Raw genomic sequence first — 3,446 nt, forward strand, 5'->3', positions numbered from 1 at the left:
GGGTGACGATGCCATCGGCCTTGGCCATCTTGGCCGACAGCGCGATCATCGCCACCGAAAAGGCGACACGCCGGCGCAAATCCGCATCGCCGGAGAAAACCGTGCGCACAGCCTCGACAACGTCGACGACACCCGACGAGGTTGAGGATGAAACGCGGGTGATGAACTCGCCGAGGCGATCCCAAATCGACATGGCCTGCTTCTTAGAGCCACCGCTCCCTCCTATCAAGCCGGGACAGTGCCGCAGGCTTTGCGCGACAAATCGATCCGGCGCGCGAGAGGGATTGGCCCACGGCGCTCGGACGACATGAGAAAGGCCGGCGCGAGCCGACCTTCCTCATTCATCACAAGAAGTACTGCTTGCTCACTACTGCGCGGGCGCAGGAGCTGGTGTTGCCGGAGCCGGCTCGGCGGGCTTCTCGGGTGTGATGCTCTTCGTGGTCGAATTATCCGTTGCCGGAGGCGTCGCGGCCGGCGGCGTGGCTTCCGGGGTGGCCGGTTTCATCGGTTCCTCGGCGGCCGGCGGGTTGGTGCTCTGGGTGGTGGTGTTGTCCGTACCGCTGTCACTGCAGGCGGCGACGCCAAGCAAAGCCAAACCGGAAACGGACGCGAGAATGAGCTTTTTCATTTGTCTCTCCTTCAACACACGCTCACGTTGCCGTGAGCGGTCGAAGGACAAATGCGTCAGCCGGCCATGAGTTTCGTAACGTTGCGTTTCCGCATGTAACATCGTCTGGTTCATTTGCGATTGCCGCTCAGGCCGTAGCGAACTAACAGCATGTGCCGAAACACCGATCGAACAGAAGAGCGCCAGGGGCTGTCATGACCGAAAAATGGGATTTCTGGATCGACCGCGGCGGCACATTCACCGATATCATCGGCCGAGATCCGGAGGGCGGGCTGCACCCGCGCAAGCTTCTCTCCGAAAATCCCGAAGCCTATAACGATGCCGCCATCCAGGGCATTCGCGACCTTCTTGGCTTGTCGGCCGGCGACACGATCCCGAGCGGCCTGATCGGCGACATCAAGATGGGCACCACGGTCGCCACAAATGCGCTGCTGGAGCGCAAGGGCGACCGCGTGCTTTTGCTCATCACCAAGGGCTTCCGCGATGCGCTGAAGATCGCCTACCAGGCGCGCCCGGACATCTTCGCCAAGGAGATCATCCTTCCCGAACAGCTCTACGAGCGCGTCATCGAAATCAACGAGCGTGTGCGCGCCGATGGCTGCGTCGAACAATTGCTCGATATCGCCGCCTGCCGGCCGGCGATCGAACAGGCCAGGGCCGATGGCATCGATGCGGTCGCCATCGTCTTCATGCACGCCTGGAAATACCCCGAGCACGAGAAGGCGGTGGCGAAAGTCTGCCGCAAACTCGGTTTCAGCCAGGTCTCGGTCAGCCATGAGGTCTCGCCGCTGATCAAGCTGGTCGGCCGCGGCGACACCGCGGTGGTCGACGCCTATTTGTCGCCGATCCTATCGCGCTATGTGCAAAGGGTGGCGGGAGAGTTGGGTGCGGCGCCAAGCTCCCCTCTTGTGGGGGAGAGCGATCGATTCCCCCGCCTGATGTTCATGATGTCGTCGGGCGGTCTCACCGCCGCCGACATGTTCCAGGGCAAGGACGCACTGCTGTCAGGACCAGCCGGCGGTGTCGTCGGCATGGTCGAGACGGCCAGGCTCGCCGGCTTCGACAAGGTCATCGGTTTCGACATGGGCGGCACCTCGACCGACGTCGCTCACTATGACGGCGAATATGAGCGCGCCTTCGACACCGAGGTCGCCGGCGTGCGCATCCGCGCGCCGATGATGCGCATCCATACCGTCGCCGCCGGCGGCGGCTCGATCCTGCATTACGAGGCCGGCCGCTTCCGGGCCGGGCCGGATTCGGCTGGCGCCAATCCCGGCCCGGCAGCCTACCGGCGCGGCGGCCCGCTCGCCGTCACCGACGCCAATGTGATGCTGGGCAAGCTGCAGCCCGATTTCTTCCCGGCCATTTTCGGACCCGGCCAGGACCAGACGCTCGACGTCGAGACGGTACGGGCAAAATTCGCCGCACTCGCCGCCGAAATCGGCGACGGCCGGTCGCCCGAGTCTGTCGCCGAGGGCTTCGTCACCATCGCCGTCGAAAACATGGCCAATGCCATCAAGAAGATCTCCGTGCAGCGCGGCTACGACGTCACCGAATATCTCTTGAACTGTTTTGGCGGCGCCGGCGGCCAGCACGCTTGCCTGGTCGCCGATGCGCTCGGCATGGAAGCGGTGCTGATCCATCCCTTCTCAGGTCTTCTGTCGGCCTATGGCATCGGCCTGTCCTCGGTCTTTGCCTCGCGCCAGCAGGCGCTGCTGAAACCGCTTGCCGAAGAGTCCAGAACGGAGATCGGCAACCTCATTGCCATCTTGAGGAAAGCCGTTGTCGCAGAACTCGCGGCGCAAGGCATCGGCGAGGATACGGTCGCCACGAAGCCGGTGCTGCACATTCGCTACGACGGCACCGACACGACACTGCCGGTGAATTTCGAGGCGGATTCGATTTTCCAGGCCAGGCGCGATTTTGAAATCGCCCACAAGGCGCAGTTCGGTTTCGTCTATGACGACAAGCCGATGATCGTCGAGACCGTCGGCGTCGAAGGCACCGACACCGGCGGCACTGGGCGCGACGAAACTGAATCGCGAACCGAAGACCTTGCCGTAAGCCCTTCACAGACCCGCGAAATCTTCACCGAGGGAGAGTGGCGCACTTCACCCATCTTCCGCCGCGAGGCGCTGAAGCCGGGAAACAGGGTTGCGGGACCTGCCTTGATTATCGAGCCGAACCAGACAATCGTCATCGAGCCGGGCTGGCTGGCCGAAATCACCGCCAGGAACCACGTGCTCCTGCACCGCGTCGAGAAAAAGCGCCGGCAGGCAGCGCTCGGCACCGAGGCCGATCCGGTCATGCTGGAGGTCTTCAACAACCTCTTCATGTCGATCGCCGAGCAGATGGGCGTCACGCTGCAGAACACCGCCTATTCCGTCAACATCAAGGAACGGCTGGATTTTTCCTGCGCCGTCTTCGACCGGACCGGCGCGCTGGTCGCCAATGCGCCGCACATGCCGGTGCATCTCGGCTCGATGGACCGCTCGGTCGAAACCATCATCCGGCTGAATTCCGGCGACATCCACCCCGGCGACGTCTTTGCCCTCAACGCACCCTACAATGGCGGCACGCATCTGCCGGACATCACTGTCGTGACGCCGGTCTTCGATGATGCCAAGGAAAGAATCCTGTTCTGGGCCGCCTCGCGCGGCCATCACGCCGATATCGGCGGCACGGCACCCGGCTCGATGACGCCGCTCGCCACCACGGTCGACGAGGAAGGCGTGCTGTTCGACAATTTCCGCATCGTCGACCGTGGCCGCTTCCGCGAGAAGGAGCTGGAAACGCTGCTCACCGGTCACCGCTATCC

The 3,446-nt window shown here is 63.3% G+C and carries 2 protein-coding genes and 1 pseudogene; 1 reads left to right on the top strand and 2 read right to left on the bottom strand.

Annotated elements, in window-relative coordinates; genetic code table 11:
- Window positions 1-193, bottom strand: a pseudogene (locus tag ENZ75_RS25500) (molecular chaperone DjiA); the annotation flags it as partial.
- Between the two features lie 174 nt (window positions 194-367).
- Complete coding sequence (locus ENZ75_RS25505) at window positions 368-742, bottom strand: hypothetical protein (protein WP_244514312.1); 375 nt, start codon at window positions 740-742, stop codon at window positions 368-370.
- 80 nt (window positions 743-822) lie between these two features.
- On the opposite strand from ENZ75_RS25505, the gene ENZ75_RS25510 reads away from it, so the two are divergent.
- Window positions 823-3,446 (top strand): hydantoinase/oxoprolinase family protein (locus ENZ75_RS25510; protein WP_128278405.1); only part of this gene is annotated, 2,624 nt, incomplete at its 3' end.

Origin of the sequence: Mesorhizobium sp. M7A.F.Ca.CA.002.04.1.1, from assembly GCF_004022805.1 — a bacterium.
GTDB classification, from domain to species: domain Bacteria; phylum Pseudomonadota; class Alphaproteobacteria; order Rhizobiales; family Rhizobiaceae; genus Mesorhizobium; species Mesorhizobium ciceri.

Coding starts and splice junctions, on each gene's coding strand:
- ENZ75_RS25505 (WP_244514312.1), bottom strand. CDS start 742: ATGAACCAGACGATGTTACATGCGGAAACGCAACGTTACGAAACTCAT.